The sequence below is a fragment of the Methylobacterium longum genome, from assembly GCF_022179385.1.
Classification (GTDB): domain Bacteria; phylum Pseudomonadota; class Alphaproteobacteria; order Rhizobiales; family Beijerinckiaceae; genus Methylobacterium; species Methylobacterium longum.
The window spans coordinates 86386-103409 of record NZ_BPQS01000020.1 but is presented as its reverse complement, the minus strand read 5'-3'; the positions used below and the strand labels follow the sequence as shown (position 1 = coordinate 103409).

24 protein-coding genes are annotated in these 17024 nt (G+C 66.5%); 8 read left to right on the top strand and 16 right to left on the bottom strand.

The features are described 5' to 3' along the window. From MFF58_RS32595 to MFF58_RS18025, 5 genes are all read right to left on the bottom strand, one after another. Positions 1-174: DUF6894 family protein (locus tag MFF58_RS32595; RefSeq protein WP_444543585.1), on the bottom strand; the 174-nt coding region annotated here is incomplete at its 3' end. 651 nt (positions 175-825) lie between these two features. Next, on the bottom strand, positions 826-1404 hold the full coding sequence (locus MFF58_RS18040) for a hypothetical protein (protein ID WP_238290171.1): 579 nt from the start codon (positions 1402-1404) through the stop codon (positions 826-828). A 332-nt stretch (positions 1405-1736) separates the two neighbouring features. Further along, entirely contained in the window at positions 1737-1928 is a 192-nt protein-coding gene (locus MFF58_RS18035) for a hypothetical protein (protein ID WP_238290170.1), read from the bottom strand. Between the two features lie 129 nt (positions 1929-2057). Beyond that, positions 2058-2330 (bottom strand): hypothetical protein, encoded by a 273-nt coding sequence (locus MFF58_RS18030; protein ID WP_238290169.1) that lies wholly within the window; start codon positions 2328-2330, stop codon positions 2058-2060. Positions 2331-2340: 10 nt separating this feature from the next. Then, positions 2341-3063, bottom strand: coding sequence for a hypothetical protein (locus MFF58_RS18025; RefSeq protein ID WP_238290168.1), 723 nt, complete (start codon positions 3061-3063; stop codon positions 2341-2343). Here MFF58_RS18025 and MFF58_RS32780 point away from each other — a divergent pair. Then, positions 3044-3700, top strand: a complete 657-nt coding sequence (locus MFF58_RS32780; RefSeq protein WP_238290166.1) for a hypothetical protein — start codon at positions 3044-3046, stop codon at positions 3698-3700. The two genes, MFF58_RS18025 and MFF58_RS32780, sit on opposite strands and share 20 nt — an antisense overlap. 115 nt (positions 3701-3815) lie before the next feature. Beyond that, positions 3816-4067 carry a PilZ domain-containing protein gene (locus MFF58_RS18015; RefSeq protein ID WP_238290165.1) on the top strand — a complete coding sequence of 84 codons (252 nt, stop codon included), beginning with the start codon at positions 3816-3818 and terminating at the stop codon, positions 4065-4067. A gap of 5 nt (positions 4068-4072) precedes the next feature. On the opposite strand, the gene MFF58_RS18010 is transcribed toward MFF58_RS18015, so the two are convergent. Beyond that, on the bottom strand, positions 4073-4444 hold the full coding sequence (locus tag MFF58_RS18010) for a hypothetical protein (protein WP_238290164.1): 372 nt from the start codon (positions 4442-4444) through the stop codon (positions 4073-4075). Between MFF58_RS18010 and MFF58_RS18005 the strand changes: the two genes are divergently transcribed. Further along, entirely contained in the window at positions 4443-4685 is a 243-nt protein-coding gene (locus tag MFF58_RS18005; RefSeq protein WP_238290163.1) for a DUF6522 family protein, read from the top strand. The genes MFF58_RS18010 and MFF58_RS18005 overlap by 2 nt on opposite strands. Positions 4686-4929: 244 nt before the next feature. Here MFF58_RS18005 and MFF58_RS18000 read toward each other — a convergent pair whose 3' ends face one another. Continuing rightward, a complete protein-coding gene (locus tag MFF58_RS18000) occupies positions 4930-5253 on the bottom strand; it encodes a hypothetical protein (RefSeq protein WP_238290162.1) in 324 nt (107 codons plus the stop codon). 86 nt (positions 5254-5339) lie between these two features. On the opposite strand from MFF58_RS18000, the gene MFF58_RS17995 reads away from it, so the two are divergent. Next, positions 5340-5708, top strand: a complete 369-nt coding sequence (locus tag MFF58_RS17995; RefSeq protein WP_238290161.1) for a hypothetical protein — start codon at positions 5340-5342, stop codon at positions 5706-5708. Between the two features lie 166 nt (positions 5709-5874). On the opposite strand, the gene MFF58_RS17990 is transcribed toward MFF58_RS17995, so the two are convergent. From MFF58_RS17990 to MFF58_RS17965, 6 genes are all read right to left on the bottom strand, one after another. Continuing rightward, complete coding sequence (locus MFF58_RS17990; protein WP_238290160.1) at positions 5875-7134, bottom strand: ATP-binding protein; 1260 nt, start codon at positions 7132-7134, stop codon at positions 5875-5877. 55 nt (positions 7135-7189) lie between these two features. Beyond that, complete coding sequence (locus MFF58_RS17985; RefSeq protein ID WP_238287095.1) at positions 7190-7468, bottom strand: hypothetical protein; 279 nt, start codon at positions 7466-7468, stop codon at positions 7190-7192. Then, positions 7465-7842: a hypothetical protein gene (locus tag MFF58_RS17980; protein ID WP_238290159.1), complete on the bottom strand. Its 378-nt coding sequence runs from the start codon at positions 7840-7842 to the stop codon at positions 7465-7467. The genes MFF58_RS17985 and MFF58_RS17980 overlap by 4 nt, the downstream gene beginning before the upstream one ends. A gap of 210 nt (positions 7843-8052) precedes the next feature. Beyond that, positions 8053-8268: a helix-turn-helix transcriptional regulator gene (locus MFF58_RS17975; protein WP_238290158.1), complete on the bottom strand. Its 216-nt coding sequence runs from the start codon at positions 8266-8268 to the stop codon at positions 8053-8055. Between the two features lie 86 nt (positions 8269-8354). Then, a complete protein-coding gene (locus MFF58_RS17970; protein ID WP_238290157.1) occupies positions 8355-8975 on the bottom strand; it encodes a hypothetical protein in 621 nt (206 codons plus the stop codon). Beyond that, a complete protein-coding gene (locus MFF58_RS17965; RefSeq protein ID WP_238290156.1) occupies positions 8972-10210 on the bottom strand; it encodes a tyrosine-type recombinase/integrase in 1239 nt (412 codons plus the stop codon). The genes MFF58_RS17970 and MFF58_RS17965 overlap by 4 nt, the downstream gene beginning before the upstream one ends. Before the next feature lie 348 nt (positions 10211-10558). Here MFF58_RS17965 and MFF58_RS17960 point away from each other — a divergent pair, with 348 nt between their 5' ends. Beyond that, positions 10559-10807, top strand: a complete 249-nt coding sequence (locus MFF58_RS17960) for a flagellar protein (protein ID WP_238290155.1) — start codon at positions 10559-10561, stop codon at positions 10805-10807. Between the two features lie 302 nt (positions 10808-11109). On the opposite strand, the gene MFF58_RS17955 is transcribed toward MFF58_RS17960, so the two are convergent. The 3 genes from MFF58_RS17955 to MFF58_RS17945 form a co-directional block, all read right to left on the bottom strand. After that, positions 11110-11481 carry a hypothetical protein gene (locus MFF58_RS17955; protein WP_238290154.1) on the bottom strand — a complete coding sequence of 124 codons (372 nt, stop codon included), beginning with the start codon at positions 11479-11481 and terminating at the stop codon, positions 11110-11112. 108 nt (positions 11482-11589) lie between these two features. Continuing rightward, positions 11590-11823, bottom strand: coding sequence for a hypothetical protein (locus tag MFF58_RS17950; RefSeq protein WP_238290152.1), 234 nt, complete (start codon positions 11821-11823; stop codon positions 11590-11592). Positions 11824-11973: 150 nt separating this feature from the next. Further along, positions 11974-12603, bottom strand: coding sequence for a carboxymuconolactone decarboxylase family protein (locus tag MFF58_RS17945; protein ID WP_238290151.1), 630 nt, complete (start codon positions 12601-12603; stop codon positions 11974-11976). Between the two features lie 163 nt (positions 12604-12766). Between MFF58_RS17945 and hrpB the strand changes: the two genes are divergently transcribed. The 3 genes from hrpB (at position 12767) to MFF58_RS17930 (ending at position 16991) form a co-directional block, all read left to right on the top strand. Further along, positions 12767-15220, top strand: a complete 2454-nt coding sequence (gene hrpB / locus MFF58_RS17940; protein WP_238290150.1) for an ATP-dependent helicase HrpB — start codon at positions 12767-12769, stop codon at positions 15218-15220. A gap of 46 nt (positions 15221-15266) precedes the next feature. Continuing rightward, positions 15267-15692 carry a PaaI family thioesterase gene (locus MFF58_RS17935; protein WP_238290149.1) on the top strand — a complete coding sequence of 142 codons (426 nt, stop codon included), beginning with the start codon at positions 15267-15269 and terminating at the stop codon, positions 15690-15692. Between the two features lie 105 nt (positions 15693-15797). Then, positions 15798-16991, top strand: coding sequence for an SMP-30/gluconolactonase/LRE family protein (locus tag MFF58_RS17930; protein WP_238290148.1), 1194 nt, complete (start codon positions 15798-15800; stop codon positions 16989-16991). Positions 16992-17024: the final 33 nt, after the last annotated feature.

Genomic DNA, 17024 nt, shown 5'->3' with positions numbered 1-17024 from the left:
CAGCACGGTGAAGGCCTGCGTGTCACTCACGGCCCGGGGGATCGCTTCCTTGGCGACGAACGGCAGGGCGTGCATGGCCTCATCCCGGACGGCTTCAGGGCTGTCGCACTCGCTACCCTCCGGGTCCCGGCGAAGTGCCTCCCCATCGTGGATGTCGAAGTAGTACCGAGCCACAGCCGTCTCACACACACCAAGTCGAAGAGGTAAAGCGGCTGAAGGCGCGATGTGTTGCTGTCTGAAAGCACACGGATGAACCGCGTCGAGGCGTGAGCCGTCGTTCGGAGGTTCTCGCGCGAAGATCTGATTTCCAGCTGACGCGGGCCTTACTCAGTGCGGAAGGCAGATAAGCCCGCAGGCCCGCCCATCAGGGGGCTCATGATCTGTGGAGAACGCAGCTGTACGGCGTATCCGCTTCCGCCAGCCCGTGATCGAAGCAGCCGAGCCGCGTCTGGTCGGGATTGGTCACAGATCTCGATCAGGCGACCACAAGTGGACCTTCCGAACTTCAGAGAAGGGTCGCATGCGGCCCGTCGCTGCGGGTAGCAAGCGTCAGATTCAGACGACTAGGCGACCTGCTGCATCTGTAGCGCCGAGCAATCGATCCGCATTCCCAGCCAGCTTCGAGCAGTCTGGTGCGTAGAGCTTTGAGGGGCCGGAAAATTCGTCGCTAACCTCCGCAGATAGTTGAAGAGTCTCTTCAGCCATTCGCGGTCACCTTCTGCCGCTTTCTGCCGTCCCCGCGCAGGGGCACGCCGAGCAGGGTTCGGATCTCGCCGCTGCGGGGCGGGTCGTCCGAGGGTACGGGAGGAGGGGGCGGCTAGTCGGTCATGCAGCAGCCTGTGCTTCAGCCTTGTTCTTCTCCAGCATTGCAGCGCGCCAGCCCTCGACATCACAGGGCACGCCGGCCTTGCTGGCGAGATGAGGCCAGTTGCATTCGTCGAACTCTTTTTCGGACCAGCGCATCTGCTCGCCCTTTGAGAAGGGCTCCACACCCAATCGCTTCAGCGCGTCTTGGGCTGCCATCATCAAGGCGACGGACAGATATTGCTTCATGCGGTAGGCGGTCGCTGGATAAGCTCCGGCCTCGACTGCAAAGACACCAGCCAGTGCGGGCGCGCGATAAACCATGTCCATGACGCCCATCACGACACATCCGGCCGGGAAGTTGTCGCACTTTTCCGCGTTGACCTTGTAGGCATCCGGCCACTTCGGATCGAAGCTTTCCTCGACGGGCTTCGGCTTCACCTTCAGAACGTTCAGCGCGGTGTCGAGAAACCACGCCGGGTGACCTGCAAGCTGCCCGTCGGGCCGAATGTTCTTGAGTGCGAGCGCAACCGTCCGGCGATCGTAGCTCATCTCGGTCGACAGCGCGTTCAGCGACCAGAGTTTGCGGGTCATGCTCAAGGTTTTTCTCCCCGTTGTGGTGGAACTCTAAAAAAATTCTGCACCTAGACAGACCGTGCGCTCGCGCGGACCCTCGGCTTCCCCCCTCCCGAACAGGGACCCCGGGACTCATGCAAACCGGTCACCCTCCCCTGAGATGGTCCCGATGGCACTCCCTGCGGCGTGCTCTGTTGATCCCTCGGTGATCAGGGGACAGTCCATGCTGAAGGTGCTTCGCTTTCTCCGAGGCTGGTTCCTGATCTCGATCCCGCTCGGTCTGTTCATCGGCAGGTTCATCAAGGTGGGGAAAGGCCCACCGCCGCGGGATGAGGACCGTCGGTAGCAGTGGCCCCTCACCGCATCCCTGCCGATCGCAATGCCGCATCACGAGCCGCGACCTCCTCAGCCCTCTCGTGCAGCAGGTCGGCTCTGATCGGCGCCTGCTCCACGTTGCCGATGCCCTGAGCGTCACCGTGATCGACGGGCGTGGTCTCGATGACCGGCACGTCGGGCTGCGTGGTGATGTCCGGCTTGGTGCTCGCCATTGTCTGTGTCCGTGTGCTGATCGTCGGACTGAAGGGGTTGGCCGCGCCAGTGCTGAGACTCACTGGCGCGACCGTCCCTCGACCCAGGAAACCGCATGCAACCTGGGGAGCTTGGAAGGCGGGGCTGCGCTAGGCGGTACGACGCCAGAGCGAGCCATCCGCCGCATATCTCTGAGCGCCGACCTCGAAGGCCCCGCCGGGCGTGCCTAGATCGCGCCGGGTCCGCTCGACCGCCGAACGGGTCTGAATGGCCTTGGCTTCGTCCTCGCGGTTGCGGGCTGACCACGTAGCCATGCGCTCGGCCTGGGTAGGCTTACTCTTGGGGGCGGTCGGCTCGGGCTTGTTGAGGACGCGGCGCCAGAAGGCGACGTTCTCGGCAGTTTCTTGTCGGCTGATGGTCATGATGACGTCCTCACCAGATGGGGGTGGAGCGATCCAAGCCGGGCAGCCGTACCCGGCTGGCAATCGAGCTGTGCGGTTGGTCGGGGCGATCTTCCCAGCTGCAGCGCGGCTCACCGGGCAAGACCGGCTCGGCGCCGTCGGGCAAGGCATAGTTGGCCGCCTCAATCAGCGCGGCCCGCTCACGGATCTTCTCCAGTAACGGCACCAGACGCTGCGCCTCGATGACGTACTCGGCCGCCAGCTTTTCGGTCTCGGCGCTGGCCTTCATGGCCTTGCGGTGGAGATCCTTGCGGCGCTTCTGCTCGGCTTCGTGCGCAGCCTGGGCTTCAGCCTCGGCAGCCAGTGCGGCGCCATGCTGCGTGTTGGCCTGCAGCATCCGGATCCGAGCCAGATCAATGCTGGCGTCGAGGGCGGCGACCTCCTCGGGCGAACCGATCAGCAGCATGTCCGGCCGGCGCGCAAGAAGGGCATCGCACTCAAGCCGGGCGCGCTCGCCGTCAGCGAAGATCTGCGCCGAGGTCCGGGGCGCAGACGGCGCCACCGGCTGCAAGTCAGGACGGCTGCGGCCGAGGCTAGCGACTGGAGCGAGGTGGCGGTCGTGGCGGACGTTGGCGGTCGGGAGCTGATGCACGCAGATCTCCTCAAGCTGCACGAGCGAGGGTGGGAGCGGCCGGCGGGGTGCCAGGGCCATCGTCGGGGCTGAGCCGAACACCATGGCGAGCGAGGTGCGCACGCAGGCTCTGCCTGACGTACTCGCTCATGGTCTGGCCGCGCTGGCGGGCGGTGGTCTCCACGGCGCGGGCGAGGTCGGTTTCGACCTTCAACCGGAGCAAAGCATCTCGACGAAGAGGATTGGTCATGGTGTGGCTACGCCTCGATCACTGCGTAGCCAGAACTTTGGTTTGTCTATGCCAATCCAGCAAGTCTCCGAGGCAGAAGGAGGAGCCGACGCGAGTCGTATGCTGCCGTCCTCAGTTATCCACTGTTACCCTATGTTATATTCCGTCCCGCCAATTCATGCCAATATGTCGCATGTCGACAGTGTGTTTTGCGTTGGAACGACCATGATTGAGCAGGCGCCCCGGGTCGCTAGAGAATTCCACGTCGGTCCTCGTGGCGACCGCTATGCACTGACGCGGGATTTGAAGACTGGACAGCCTTATGTGCTTCACCGTCCCTGCGAGAGCGATCCAGAGGTTCAGCTAGACCTCGGATCATTCCTAGTGCTGTTCCGGGGTCAGGAACGGGACGACCTGCTGCACCTGATAGCCTTGCTGCTGCCGGATGAAGAGCAAGCAGGCCAAGATAGCGCCAATGTCGTTCGGCCGTTGCGGTTCATGTCGCGCTGGATGCCAAGCAGCCAAAGCTAGGAGCTTCGAGGACAGCTTGTCGCAGATGAAGCATTCCGCTCAATGCGGTTTAATTCGTGAACGGCTTTTAGGTATTTAGCCGCCAAGATGCTCAGCTTTAGGAGCCGAGCACTCTATGAAGAAACAGCGAGCCGCGCGACGGGTGTCCATTAACCTGTCCGGGCATATTTCGGTAGCTGGACATCCGGCTCTTCCGTGCGTCGTACATGACATATCGCAATGGGGCGTGCGCCTGAGGCTGGTTGGTGCTGAACGCGTCCCACCTAAATTCACCCTCACAATCAATGCGACCGAGAAGGTGATCGGCTGCGAGACGGTGTGGAAGAACGCCGACGAGATCGGAGCGCTTACCGATTTGATGGAGTGACGTAGTCAGCGCCCGAACAGAGCTACGGCCACACCGACAAGCGTGCCGCCAGCGATGGGCGCGAACAGCGCCAAGATCGACACCAGGATGATGAGCGTGATGGCGGCGTTCTCGCCCCGCTTGGAGTCTCGCGACGGACGCCGCGGCGGCTCCCAAGGCGGTGGGACGGATCGCTGATCGGGTGGGACGAACATCGGCACCCATCGGTACGCAGGCCATGAACTCAGTGTCAGGCTAAGCGCGAACGACGCTCGCGTCACCGCGGCGATGGCCCGCTGCCTGATCGCATCCTGCCGCGTTGCGGGAAGGACGGCGAACCGTGCTACCGTCTGTCTCAGCTCAGCATCTGCTGCCGAGCTGATGAGGACCTGCTTCATGAAGCTCATCCTCGGTCACAAAGGCGATTGGATCGTTGACCCTCGCGAACTGGCTGCGCGCCTCGATGTGCGCGTCAGGGACCTGAAGCGGATGGAGAAGCGTGGGCAGGTAGACGCGAAGCTCGCGACGGGCGACGGTGACGACACGGGCCTGTCGCGCGTGACCATCCGCCTGCCCGATCGAGGCTGGTGCGGCACCTTCGACCAGGGCGGCGCGCTCCTCAGTGAAGACGCGTGGTGAGATCATCCACGACTCCTCACGTGTAGGCTTTCGTTAACCACGCCAGTCTCCTGTAGATGGGCGCTTCGGTTCGGCGGATCGGCGTCGGCGCGAATGTTGCAGGTCATCAGCGACGGAGACGTGCGATGGATCAGCAAGCGGGCGACGACCACCAAGACCGCGAGCAGATGGAGTGAGTTGCGCCTGAGCGCAGTCTCGATCCAGCAAGCCGCGCCCTCAATAGGTGTGTAGGCAGCGACTGCCTTCATCGCGCCGGCCTCCTGCTGCTCGGTGCCATTAGGTCGAGCCGTATCTGCCAGCCGCCGCCGACCTTCCTGGCGATGCCGGCCCTGATACCGCCCCTACGACACCGCTGCGCTAGTGTGTTCTTCTCGACGCCAAGCACTTGGGCGGCCCGGCAGATCGGAAGCCACTCCGGCCTCTCGGGCTCGCGCAGGACGGGTGTAGTAGTGGCGGTGGAGGTCAGCACGCACTCCAGCGTGCCGATCACCTCGTCGGCCATGGTCCGGATGTCTCGGAGCTTTGCGAGTGCGTCGAGCTGCTCGGCTCTCTGCTGAGTGGGCGTCATGGCAGCACCTCGGAGACCGAGGACAGCAAGAATGCGTTATCCTGTTCAAGAAGGCGCGCTCGCCGATGCTCCATCAGGAGACCTCGATGCATACGCTTTTTTGGCTGATCTCACGGGTAGTACAGTTTTTCGTTGGCGGCGGAGCTCAGCGAAGAAGCCGCTTTATAGCTGAATATAAGGAAGCTGAAGTTTACGACAACGCGACTGCAACTAGCCCTCGGAACTTCGACGCCGATTATCGTGCCGCCACGATGCTCCTGAAGGCGCGAATGGATAAGGCATTCCCGGATAACTATCACGCACGGCTCAGCGACGGCGCAAATAGCGCACGTGACTTTGGCGATGAGCGAGCCGAGGCGATTGACACGGCTTCGGCCGCGATAGCTGCAGCGTTGCGCAACGGCGCTACCGTCAAGCAGGCAGCAAATGCCGGCGCTGCCAGCGTCGGGATCTGAGCGGCGAGGCAGCACCTCGGCTACCGAGCGCAAGGGCCCTCCACCTCCACCTTTGAGGTTCCACCCACCACCACTCCCACCCACCCTATAAAGGGGTGGTGGTGGCGGACTTTTTCCGCCACTTCCGCCACCTTCCGCCACTCCACCCTGCAAAGTGGCGGGAAGGTCATTCGCCAGCATCTGAGGCATGCTTGCCGACCTCCACGTACTCCCGCTTTTTGTGGTTGGCGTCCTTCCCCTCGACCACCGCGAACATGCCGGTCTCAAGCCACACCCGAAGCATGCGGCTGATCCGGGTCCGGTGCGCCTTGTCGTCGTGGTTGAGCTTCAGGGCCCGGGCGATCGGGATGCCGACCCAGTCTGGAGACTGCACGTTGAGCCGCCAGCGTGCGCCGGCAGCTACCGTGCCGGCTACCTCGGACTGAGCCGCTCGCAGGTCGTCCGCGCCCACGCCCTCGAACGGGTCGGGCCACTCCCACGGCTCGACCACCGCGACTTGGTCGCCATAGTCGAGGATGCCGGCCGGGCCGTTGCCGAGCGACACAGAGACGAGCTGAAACCAGTCGCTCTTGTCCGGCGGCGGGGCGAGATTGGCCTTGCCGTTATCGACCCGGAAGAAGCCCCTATTGGTTGGGATCCCGGCCTTCTCAGCCTGATCCTTGGTCATGAGGTTGAGCACGCGGGCCGAGCGTGCGGCCGCCAGGAGCGCGCCCGCTCCGCGGCCGTCTTCCACCGTGTACTCGCTCTGGCCGCCCTGGCCCTTGCGGACGTGGTGCACCAACTCGACAGAAGCATTCCCGACCTCGGCCACCCGGTTCCAGGCTTTGGCGACGATGTCGATCTCGTCGTTGGCGTTCTCAGTCACTCGGTGGCTCGATACGAATGGGTCGACCGTCAGGTGGTCGATCTCGTTCTCGGCCATGCTGGCGGTCAGATCCTCGATCACCGGCTCTGCGATCTTCACACCGTCCCGCTGCCGGGTCGCGATGATGATCTCGGCCGTACGCCCGCTGTCGAGGAACAAGCGCCCTTCGAGTTCGTGAGCGTCGATGCCGTAGTGCAGGCAGATTGCAGCGACGCGGCGCTCGGTCTCCTCCAGAGGGTCTTCAAGGTTCACGTACCAGACCTTCATCGCCTGGGGCGGCTTGACCCCAAGCAGCGCCCGGCCGGTCGCCATAGCGATGGCTTCGACCAGCACGAGGCTGGATTTACCAGACGCGCCGGGTGCCACGGTGGTGCTCAAGAACCGACGGATCAGGTGCCGGCCATAGACCCAGTCGCGCGGCGGGATCAGGGACGGGTCGCGGTAGACGTAGGGTGTCGCCCGGATCCGCTTGCGCTCGGCAGCCTCTGCTCTCGGCGGCGGACTGTAGTCCGTCTCCCAACGTTCGTCCTCGGAGGAGTAGCGCGGGCTCTCCGGGCCCATCGCATCCTCCATTTCCTTTAGATCGTCGAATGGATCGCGCTTATCCATCACGGCCTCACAATCCGAGCGCCGCATCGGCGCCCTCTCGTTCGGCCTTGGAAGCTTGCCGGGCCTTCAGATCGGCAGCGTTCTTGTCCTCCAGCATCTTGAGGATCGTCACGCCTTGCTTGAGCGCCGCGATGGCGCACCGGGTCGAGTAGGTCAGGCCGGCGTCGTCCCTGGCCCCGGCGTAGTCCACGCCCATGCTGGCGTAGAACTGCACCTGCGCGAGGCATTCGGCCACGAAGTCGCGCAGCGGCTCGGCGGTGCCGTAGTAGTGGGTCTGCTCGGTCATCGCCGCCCTCCAAGCGCGTGGGGGTCAGCTCGCCAGAGCGAGCCGGGGTCTGGGTGGCGGGTCACGTCCTGACGCTGCAGCCGCAGGTAGGCGAAGCGCGACGAAACCTTGTCGAAGTCGACCTCGCCTGCGTCGATGGCGAAACCGACGACGCGTTGCAGGCCGCCGCGCCCGACGCGGTGAACGCCCACGAAGGCGCGAGCACCCGGTGGAGGCGACACCATGTTGAGCTTTGCTCGCGCCTCCTCGATCTCACAGGGGGCGGCAAGACGGAGCCGGTAATCCTGGTTCGGTCGGCGTGCAAAGAAGCGCAGATCCGCGCCGATGACCGCGAAGATGTCGGGCTGGGCCGACGGGGTGCAGGGTGCGCCCATCACACGCCCTCCCGAACGAGAGCGCGCGCTTCAGCGCGGCCGGTCACGAAGCCGAGGAAGCAACCGCGGCTATCGAAAAGAAAGGGCCTGACGTTGGCGAGGTGCCGGTGGGGTGCTATATCGGAGGCGTCGGTCTGCCGAGCGACACTATCCGAGGGACGTGAGCGCCTGACCGCGCTCCGTCCCTCAACTGTTTTCAGGGCCATGGTGCTACGCGGCCTCCTGCTTCGAAGCCTGCCGGACCTCAAAAGCCTGCAGGTCGGCTAGCCGCCAATAGCGGCGCCCGTTGATCCGAATTGGTTGCGGGAAGCTGAGTCCGGTGTCTTTCAACCAGCGGAAGATCGTCATGTCGCTGACCTGATACCGCGCCAGAACCTGAGCCGCCGGCAGCATGTCTTCAGGGGATCGTTGGGTACGTGAGTTCATCGCGCCGCTCCTTTGAGGAACACGCTGTCTATTGATGCCAGATGTTGGACAGTGTCAGCCGGGAATGGCCGGAAACAGCCGGAAACTCAGCCGTCGTCGATCTCTTTGAGCCGCCGGATCAGAGGCGTGATGTGCGTCTGCATCTGGCTTCGGCTCGGTCCGGCGTCCTTGCCACCGAACTTATTCCATAGATGTCGAAAGACAGCTGCTTCTCCCTTTTTCGTGGAGTTCTCGTATATAAAAGCAGCTGCTTCAATTAAATATTTCTCCCAGTCATAGGTAGGCAACACACCCCCTTTACCTTTGACCGGGGGTTTGGGCGGTTGATCCACCATTTCCTTATTTTCAACCGGGCTCTCTACAAACAGTCCCGGCCAGATACTCTCGATATCGGCGGCGCTGAGCTGAACGCGATGAAAATTACCAAGATGAAGATAATTCGGCGCGCCTAAAGCCTCATTCCAACTCGATATTTTATGCTCAATTCTATTTTCATGCCAAATCATGCTGCCCTTAGTAAAAGCGTAATCTGGCGCAAGCTTTGTCTCCGGATGATACTTATCACCGATGTAGTACTCGCCGTTCATTCTTATCGATTGACGGCGCATGGCATCAATTATTTTGAGTTCTGCCGTACTGGAGCTCTCAAAATATTTGACAGCCAATTTGTAGGCTGCGGACAGGCTGATCCAATCCCCTTGGCTCATTGCACTGCCCGTTGTTGAACTAGAGCTTCGACGTGCGCCGCCCAGGCTTCCAGCGCCGCCCGCTTTTCGGAGAGATAAGCGTGCCGGTTGTAGATACCGGCGAGACCACCGAGTGACCCAGACCGATGGTTCAATACCGCCTCGGTCACCTGGATCGGAAAGCCCAGCCGAGCCATGCCGGTGCTGGCCGTCCGCCGCAGATCGTGTAGCCGCCATGGCTTCAGCTCGACCGCATCAGGGTCGCGACCGGCCGCCACAGCATCCGCGCGGGCGATTGCCAGCATGGCTCTGTCCAGGCGCGCCTTGGTGCTGGTGTAATCAGACATCGGCGCGATGCCGGTCCGGGTGAAGACGTAGCCGGCCGAGCCCGCGATCCGCGGCGCTGCGCCGAGGATCGAGAGGGCAGGGGGCGCCAGCGGCACGAGGTGCTCTAGCGAGTTCTTCGTGCGCTCTGCCGGTAGGGTCCAGAGGTCGCCCTCGACCTCTGCGCGAACCATGCGGACTACCTCGTCCCGGCGCTGGGCGGTGAGCAGAAGCAGCTGCGCGGCTGGCCCGAATGGAAAGCCTACCGCATCAGCCGCGCGCCAGACCAACCGGACCTCAGAGTCAGTCAGCACGCGGTCCCGGCTCGTCTCGGCCAACGGCGGCTTGAGTCCGAGGAACGGCGTCGTGGTGATGATCTCGCGCCGCAGGGCGAAGTTGAACAGCGCCCGCGTCACCGCGAACACCCGGTTGGCACCCGTCGTCATACCGGCGTCGGTCAGCCCGTCGATCAGGGCGACGACCTCCCGCTTGGTCACGTCGCCGATCCGGCGCTGGCCCCAGCGTGGCACGACGTGATTGCGGAGCAGCGCCTCCTGGGTTTCCGCATAGCCGGCCTTGCCGTTCGGCTTCAGGTGCCGGTCGACATAGAGCGTCACGACGCGCTCGACTCGATCCTCTGCGGCTACCTTTGCAGCCTCAGCGGTGGCACGTTTTACCAGCGCCGGATCCTGACCAAGGGCCACGAGCTGCAGCGCCTCACGGGCCCGGGCCCGGGCCGTCACGAGGTCGAACAGAGGGTAGGGGCCGATCGTGTACTTCCGGGGTTTCCCGGCGACCCGATAGCGTACGGCCCAGGATTTAAAGCCCGAGGTTTGGACGATCAGATAGAAGCCCGGCAACGCCGCGTCCGGGATCTCCAGACGCTGCGCGGGACGTGGCTTGTGGCGTTCGACGCTTTGCACGGTCAGCACCTTTGCTGCCACAAGACGCGCCTTTCGGGGTAACACCGGGGAATGCAGCTTGGCCTGTTAAGCGCCGTTTTGCAATGTTTGTCGGTGTTATGCGTCTTCGGCAAAAAGGCCAAGCACTGGAACAGCTTGCGGTCCGAAAATTGTGAGAACTGTTAGGCCCGGTTAGGCCGCTGCGCAGTTCTTAAAATCTTGCGGCCGCAAGGCCGTGCGGGTTCGAGTCCCGCCGTCCGCACCACGCCGAGGCGCCGATCGCAGGCGGTCCCGAAGTTTGAAGCATCGCATTTGAGCGATGCGCGAAACCGATGCTCAGCACGTCCCATGTCACGATGCCCGTCGGGAGGCTTTGACATGATCGACTCTCTTCAGACTGCCACCACGGCTATGACCCGCGCCACGGAGCGCGTCGGAACGGCCGCGCAGACCATCGCGTCGAGCGGCGTGCCCGTCGGCGGCCCGGCCCTGGCGCCATCCGACCGGGTCGACCTCTCGGGTGCCGCCGCGGAATTGATCGGCGCGAAATCCGCTTTCGCCCTCAACGCAGCCGTGGCCCGGACGTCCGATCGGATGATCGGCCGGATGCTCGACATCCGCACCTGACGGCGCGGACCGCCCGAATCGTCAGGCAGGCCGGGATGCCGGCCGCCGGGGACACGGGACCGGCGTCCGTGCGGAGTCCACGGCGGTCCGAACGCCGACGCCTTCGCTGATGAACGATGCGCAGGCCATCGCCCGATGCGGTTGTGTTCCCGGGTGATCGTCCCGGGTCGGCAAGTCGGAAACGGCTTCACGCTGATCGAACGTTCGCCCGTTCGATGCCGATATCGGTGATCCTGCCCGGAGCCTCGATCGTCGGCGCCGGCACACCGGTCATCCCGGTCTCCGGCGACGCCGGGACCTGCTCACCAGCCGCGATAGCCGTAGCCGTCGTCCCAATCGCGGCGCCAGTGGCGCGCGGGGCCATACCAGACCGGTACCCGCTCGTACGTGACGGCCCGGCGGGCGGCGTAGACTGGACCGTCCTCCTCGTAGACCCGGTACGTGGGCGCGGGCCGTACCACCACGGGCGCGGGTGCGTAGCCGTCGTCGGGGTACCCGTATCCGTATCCGGGAGCGGAACGCGCCTGGGTCGCGGCACCGATCAGCGCGCCGGCCGCGAGACCACCGATGAGACCCGCAGCGAGGGCGCCGCCGCCGCGAGCCTCGGCCGCCGACGAGGCCAGGGCGCCCGCGCCGATCAGCGTGGCGGCCGAGAGCAGAGCGATGCGTGTCATGACCTGTCTCCGAGGGAAGTGCGGTACGCCGTGGGGCGTCCCGGATCACGAGATCGACCTTCGCACGGCCACGCTGCACCGTGCCTGACGGTCTGTTGCAGTCGCCGTTCAGCTTGCCCGCTCGAACGACGCCCCGGGGCCGCCGCGGACGTAGCCGCGGGAGATCAGTCGGCTCCGTTCCCGGGTGCGCCGCTCGGCCTCCATCAGGTCCGACAGGGCGTCCGCGATGGCGCAGCGCAGGGCGATCCCGGCGTCGCCGCCGGAAGAGCCCAAATAGGCCGCGGTGATCGCCTCAACCGGGCAGGCGTGATCGTCTCGCTTGGCCGTGGCCTCGCTGAGCATTGTGGCCTCCTTCGTTGCGAACCGGAACGAAAGAAGAACAGGCCACGAGGGTTAACGTTTGGGCAACGGCTCCGCGGCGCCCCGTTCCGACATGCCGCCAGCCTGTGGACTACGGGGATGAAGCCGGTCCGCGCCTGAGGATAAGCTCCCTTACTCCGGATGGCGCGGCAGGGGCTTCCCGTCTGCAGGGATCACGTAGCGAGCGGCGTTCAGCTCCATCGCCAGGAACGTGTAGTAGCCCGAGATCGCCGCGAGATCGACGACGCCCGCTTTCCCGAACCGGGACTCCGCCCGGGCGAAGGTTGCGTCCGAGACGCGGTGGGTGTCCTGAAGCTCGGACGTAAAGTCGTAGACGATCGTCTCGTCGTCGCTCAATCGCGCGGGCCGGCGGCCGTCTCGGATCGCCGCGATGATCTCAGGCGCGATGCCGGCCTTCTCGGCGATCGGCGCGTGGACATACCACTCGTAATCCTGCGTCCAGCGGCGGGCGGTCATCAGGATCACGAGCTCCGACAGCGTCGTGCCGATCTTCGGCTTGTAGCGAAGGTAGTCTCCCATCGAGCGCGCGAGGGTCATTACCTCGGGGGAGTGCATCAGCGGCTCGAACGGACCGAAGGGCGGCTTCCCGCGCGCCTGCTCGAACGCCTCAGCTGCCTGCTTCTGATCGGGCGTGTATTGCTGCGGGGGAATGGTCGGCAGCCGATCCTGCGCCCGGGCGACGGTGAGCGCCAGGGGCAGGGCGGCCAGCGCCACAGCGAGGGCGCGGCGAGGGCTTCTCATGGGGTCACTCCCGAAAATTTTCTTGCCTTGACGCAACACCATCGCGGCATGACGCGACTTCGGCCAGGGCTCGGGCGGAACCGCCGGTATCGTTTCCCGCCCACCGTCACGCGGCGGTCAGGACGGTTGCGCTCGGGGCCGCGCCGCGCCATCAGCGGCCGCGATGGCTGGCCTCACGACCGCGTTGCCGATCGAGGCGGCGCTCCCCGATCTGCGTCGCGCACTCGCCGGACGGAACGCCGCCGTCCTGGTGGCGCCCCCGGGTGCCGGCAAGACCACGCGCGTTCCCCTCGACCTGCTGGAGGCTCCCTGGCTCGAAGGACGCAAGATCATCCTGCTGGAGCCGCGGCGGCTCGCGGCCCGGGCGGCCGCATCCCGCATGGCCCAGACGCTGGGGGAGCCGGTCGGCGGCACGATCGGCCTGCGCGTCCGGCTCGGCTCGAAGATCTCGGCCCGGACCCGGATCGAGGTCGTGACCGAAGGCGTGTTCACGCGGATGGTCCTCGACGATCCGGAACTGTCCGGCATCGGCGCGGTCCTGTTCGACGAATTCCACGAACGCTCCCTCGATGCCGACCTCGGCCTCGCCCTGGCCCTCGACGCCCAAGGGGGATTGCGCGAGGACCTGCGGATCCTGGTCATGTCGGCGACGCTCGACGGCGCCCGGGTGGCCGCGCTCATGAGCGACGCCCCAGTGGTCGCCTCCGAGGGCCGGGCCTTCCCGGTGGAGACGCGCTACGTCGAGCGCGACCCGAACCGGCGCATCGAAGAGGTCGTGGCCGACGTGACGCTCCGCGCCCTGCGAGCGGATCCCGGCTCGGTGCTGGTCTTCCTGCCCGGACAGGCGGAGATCCGTCGTACGGCGGACATCCTCGCCGTGCGGGTGGATCCCGACGTGCGGCTCGCGCCGCTCTACGGTGCCCTCAGCCCGGCCGAGCAGGATCGCGCCGTCGCGTCGACGCCCGCCGGCACCCGCAAGGTGGTGCTCGCCACCAGCATCGCCGAAACCTCGCTGACCATCGAGGGCGTGCGGATCGTGGTCGATTCCGGGCTGGCGCGGGTGCCGGTCTACGAGCCGGGCCTCGGCCTGACGCGGCTCGTGACCGCGCGGGCGTCCCGCGCGTCCGTGGACCAGCGCCGCGGCCGGGCCGGCCGCACGGAGCCGGGCCTGTGCTGGCGCCTCTGGACGGAGGCGGGCACCAGCGCCCTGGAGCCGTTCACGCGGCCCGAGATCCTGTCGGCCGACCTCGCCGGGCTGCTCCTCGACTGCGCCGCCTGGGGGGTGGCCGATCCGCGGCGCCTGGCCTTCCTCGATCCGCCGCCGGCTCCGGCCCTGGCGGAGGCCCGCGCCTCGCTAGCTGAACTCGGGGCTCTCGACGCAGCCGGGCGCCTGACGGAGGTCGGGGCGCGCCTTCGGGCGCTGCCGCTGCCGCCGCGTCTCGCCCGGATGGTGACGGCAGCCGCCGGGGAGGGGCAAGCCCGCGCGGCAGCGGATCTCGCGGCGGTCCTGTCGGAGCGTGGCCTGGGCGGCGACAGCGTCGATCTCGACGAGCGGGTCGAGCGGTTCCGCCGCGACAGGGGCGACCGGGCGGCCAACATGCGCCGGCTCGCGGAAGGTTGGGCGCGGATCGCAGGCGGGAGCCAGCCGGACGCGCCGGCCTCCGCGGGTCCGCTCCTGGCGCTCGCCTATCCGGATCGCGTCGCCCGCGCCCGCGGACGCGAGGGTGAGTTCGTGATGGCGAGTGGCCGGGCCGGCCGGCTCGACCCGGCGAGCCCCCTCGCGCGGGAGACGCATCTGGTGGTCGCCGACCTCGCCGGGGCGGCCGGCAATGCGCGCATACTGGCGGCGGCGGCGATCGCTGCCGAGGCGATCGAGCGGACCTTCGCCGACCGGATCGAGACGCGCACGGAGATCAACTTCGACCCGCAGGCCGCCGCCCTCCGGGCACGGGCCGTCCGCCGTCTGGGCGCAGTCAACCTCGGTTCGCGACCGCTGCCGGCGCCGGCGACGGCGGAGAGTGCGGAAATCCTGGCGGTGGGCATCGCGAATCTCGGACTCGATCGCCTGCCCTGGACGACCGCCCTGTCGCAGTGGCGCGCCCGGATCCGGTTCCTGCACGGTGCCGAGGGCGACGCTTGGCCGGACCTTTCGGACGACGCTCTCGTCGCGACCGCCCCGGCTTGGCTCGCCCCGGCCCTCGTCGGTCGCACCGCCCTGTCGGCCGTCACGGCGGACGACCTCGCCGGCGCCCTGCAGGATCTCCTGCCATGGCAGCTCCGCACCCGGCTCGACGCGGAGGCACCGACCCATGTCGAGGTGCCGACCGGCTCGCGCATCCCCGTGGATTACGCCGCCGCGGAGCCGGCCCTCGCCGTGCGCGTGCAGGAGCTCTTCGGCCTCGATCGGCACCCGACCGCCGGTGGTCGGCCGCTGGTGCTGCACCTCCTGTCGCCGGCGCAGCGCCCGATCCAGATCACCCGCGACCTGCCGGGGTTCTGGCGGGGCTCGTGGTCGGCGGTGCGGGCGGAGATGCGCGGGCGCTATCCCCGCCACTCCTGGCCGGAGGATCCGCTCAGCGAAGCTCCGACCCGCCGGGCGAAGCCGCGGGGCACTTGAAGCCGCCGCCCTATCTCACGGCCGCGACAGGCACGGACAGGATGCGATGACCACCGACACGAATCCCCGCGATCCCGTTCCCGAAGGCTTTGCGCCGATCGAGGACAGCGGCTTCATCGCCCATGTCGGCCCGCTGCACCTGCGCGGAACGGACGGATCCTACGCGTTCCGGGCGGAGCAGAAGCACGCCAACCTCATCGGCGTCGTCCACGGCGGCATGCTCATGAGCTTCGCCGACCGGGCGCTCGGCGAGACCGCGATGCGCGCGGCGGACGGCGCCAACTGCGTGACCATCCAGCTCGAGATGAAGTTCATCGATGTCGGCCGCCTCGGCGACTGGGTCGAGATCCGGCCGCAGGTGGTGAAGCGCACCGGCTCCCTCGTCTTCATGCGCGGCGATGTCCGTGAGGGCACGCGCCTGCTCGCCTCGGCGGATGGCGTCTGGAAGATCCTGCGGCGTCGGCCCGGCTGATCGAGCCGTCGGTCGCGTCATTCCGGCGCAAGGCTCACGCGGTAGATGACGACCGCCGTCATCGGAGGAGCAACGATGAAGCCGTGGGGGAAATGGAATCCGGGGATGGAGGGCGGACAAGCCGCACCGTCGCGACGCGCCCTGTTGGCCGGGGCCGGGGCTGGGGCCGTTCTGGCAAGCACGAGCGGCGTTCTGGCCCAGCCGCAACCGCCCAGCACCATCACCGATCCGCCGCGGGATTTCCGGCCCGCCGGGCCCCCGACCACCTACTTCACCGATCCTGACGTGATCACGGTCGATCCGGCCTTCGCGCCGTACGTGGTCCCGAACAGCGCCATCCGCCGCCTCTGGACAGGTGCCCTCTGGGCGGAGGGGCCCGCCTGGAACGCCGTCGGCCGCTTCCTCGTCTGGAGCGACATCCCCAACAATCGCCAGTTGCGCTGGCTGGAGGAGGATGGACACGTCTCGGTGTTCCGCGCGCCGAGCAACAATTCCAACGGCAACAGCTTCGACCGGCAGGGCCGCCAGCTCTCCTGCGAGCATGCCAGCCGGCAGGTGGTGCGCTACGAGCTCGATGGTTCTGCGACGGTGCTGGCCGACGCCTTCGAGGGCAGGCCTCTCAACGCCCCCAACGACGTGGTCCAGCACGCCGACGGATCGTACTGGTTCACCGATCCGCCCTATGGCGGCCTGCTCTACGAGGGCTTGCCGGACGAGGCCGGCGGCCCATCCAACCCGACGGGACGCATCAATCCGCGGCTCGGGCAACCGGCCGGCACCGTCACGAAGCGGCGTGTACTGCCCAACGCGGTCTACCGCGTCGACCCCTCTGGCCGGATCGACCGGGTTCTGACCGACGATCAGGTGCCCGATCCGAACGGCCTCTGCTTCTCGCCGGATCACCGTATCCTCTACGTCTGCTCCACCGGGACGGGGCCGGGCGATACGGGTCCCGGCGGCAAGGGCGAGATCTACGCCTTCGATGTCGGGATCGACTCGGCGCTCTCGAACCAGCGGCTCTTCGCGGATTGCGTCGTGGACGGAGTGAAATGCGGGCCCGACGGCCTGCGCGCCGATGTGGACGGCAATCTCTGGGTGTCGAGCAACGCGGGCCGGGCGGTGGGTTACAACGGTGTCACCGTGTGGACGCCGCAGGGCACGCTGATCGGGCGGATCCGGTTGCCCGAGGTGTGCGGCAACATCACCTTCGGGGGGCCGAAGCGGAACCGCCTGTTCATGGCCGCCAGCCAGTCGCTCTACGTGCTCACGGTCAACACCCAGGGCGCCGGACCGGCCTGACCGCCGTCGCAGACGCGTCGGTCGAACCGGTGC